Raw genomic sequence first — 2,293 nt, 5'->3', positions numbered from 1 at the left:
CCACTATTGAAGTTATTTCTATAATTTCTAGGTTTTCAATAAAAAAGCTTTTCATACATCATCAACCCAGATTCTTCATTGAATGAATCGGGAGTTGGAATTGATTTATCTTTTAGTTTATCAATTCCTTTATTAACTCCTTGACCTAGTTTTTCACCCATGGATTCACCCACCTTTTCAGCTTGTTTCCCGGCTATTATGCCAGTTCCAATGCCGGTTACAAGGCATAAGCCAGCTCCGATCGCACCCACTTCTGCCGTTGCCAAACCTAAAACCCACATACAAGCTCCCCTGGCAGCTACCCCAGCGGCACCTCCCGCTGTTATACCCGATGCTTGTTTAAGCGTGAATTTACTATATTCATTTATTGTTGCTTTTCTACATTCATTTTCTCTCCCCGTCGCACAAGCCTCATAAATATTGGATGTGTATGATGCAAAATCCAATCCTATTCCAACGTATCCTACGTTTTTCATTATTTTTATTAATTTTGCAGAGTTTTCAATATATGTAGCATATCCTTCAATATTATTAACTCCTGTTCTATCCCATTTATGCATTATAGAGCTTGTGGATAATCCTAAAGATTTTTTTATATCATTGTATTCTTCTAAATCAAGGCTGGATTTGCTGAATTTGGTTAATATTAGTTCTAACTTATTAAACAAGATTTTCCTTCTCCCGAAAAACTCTTGCCCTGAAATAATCCCGTTGTTACGGTTGTATGCATCTTTATAAAGATTTTCTATTTCTTTTAATATTCTATTAATTTCTTCATAGTAGCCTTTACCTACTTCACTGATCGCACCTAAGCTATCACCTGCATTTCCTAAATACTTACTATAAAGCTGATACGAAAAGGCATCTACTGCCCCTCTGTTATCATGCAATAATTTAGCTTCCTTCAATGTAAGCGGTTCTAATGCTTTATCTATCCTGTCACGCGCTTTTTGCAGTGTTTCAATTTGTTGCTTATCTTGCTTTTCGGGATCAACAACAATCAAAATCGAGCCTGGTTGTTTCTGTACATCTGGATTTAATTTGTGATAAAGCTCACGTGTCCCTGCTGGCGGATTTATAAAAAACCATGGTTCATATGACGCAGGTCTGGCCCCGAAGGGTAGTACACAAAATCCCGCATCAACAGGCGCACGTGGAGAGTTTACTTTTTCTTTGAACTGTGGCGTTACTTCTACTTTTGCTAGTGATACTTCTCTATTCTGAGCCACGCTTGTATGAGCATTATTTATTTGTGGTTTTGGCGTTGACGCTACTTTGCGCTCACTTTCAAAGTCATAGCTTGATTCGTACCTGGAATTTATAAATCTGCATTTGCATGGACAAGTTCCTCTGCTATGTAATGTTCCTGCCGCACTAACACCATGTATCATGTAATTAGGTATACCGCCAGCAATATGATATATCTTATTATCTTTTCCACAGATATATTTGTCACCGTTACGTGCCGTTGCTTTGTTGTAAAATGAGTGATTCTCACTGCCTGAAATTATTCTCCCCCCACAGCTTGTTTTATCACCTACTACCAAAAAATAGCCTGTAGCCATAATTCCCTCACTTGTATTACTTAATTTCAGTTAAATTATTTGGATTGGTATTAAACCATTCGTTGTTCCATGTTGTGATATACTTGCACTCGTCAATATCAACTACATCGCACTCAATTAGATTCATGGTTTCATATGCAATCACAGCTTGCTGCATTAAACATTCATTGTCAGACGAAATATTGTTCTTACAATAGCTTTCATAATATCCTACTCTATTTCTCCACATTTTTTGGAATTTTTCAGTCACTTGTTTTGGGATTTTTAGTGTTGCATACTTATCCTCAGTACATATTATTTTGGTGTTAAATGTAATTGGAATTGTTGCCTGTAGTATGTGACGCTTTGAAAATAAAACATTAATATCTTTGTTGGTCCAAAAGCCAGAATTGAGCAACACATGATATTGATCGGTATTTTGCACAGCTTGATTATGAGTCATCATTTCTTGTATGTTTAATTCGTTTAATGAATATACTGACCATTTTTCATTAAATTTTCTCTCAATAAACACACTATAAATTGCAGCTTCCATTCGTGACAGAAATACTGATATTCCCTTTATTTCTTCATTGTAACTACGCCACAGTGGTTCCAGCCATTTTATTCCTTTATCAGTATTGGAATCATATAAATCGGTCACTCGTGCTAAGACCCATAATTGATGGTCGCATATATATTGTTTAAAGTTTTTATTGCTTTGTACAAAATACATTTATGGATTATCA

2 protein-coding genes are annotated in these 2,293 nt (G+C 35.9%); both read right to left on the bottom strand.

The window, feature by feature from the left end; genetic code table 11:
* Positions 1-35: 35 nt before the first annotated feature.
* Positions 36-1,565: a PAAR domain-containing protein gene (locus URZ40_RS23070; protein ID WP_316380946.1), complete on the bottom strand. Its 1,530-nt coding sequence runs from the start codon at positions 1,563-1,565 to the stop codon at positions 36-38.
* 16 nt (positions 1,566-1,581) lie between these two features.
* Entirely contained in the window at positions 1,582-2,208 is a 627-nt protein-coding gene (locus tag URZ40_RS23065; protein ID WP_320721252.1) for a hypothetical protein, read from the bottom strand.
* Positions 2,209-2,293 lie beyond the last annotated feature (85 nt).

This window comes from Enterobacter sp. 296B2 (assembly GCF_034106185.1).
Lineage (GTDB): Bacteria > Pseudomonadota > Gammaproteobacteria > Enterobacterales > Enterobacteriaceae > Enterobacter > Enterobacter cloacae_N.
This window is presented reverse-complemented; position numbering and strand designations above follow the sequence as displayed.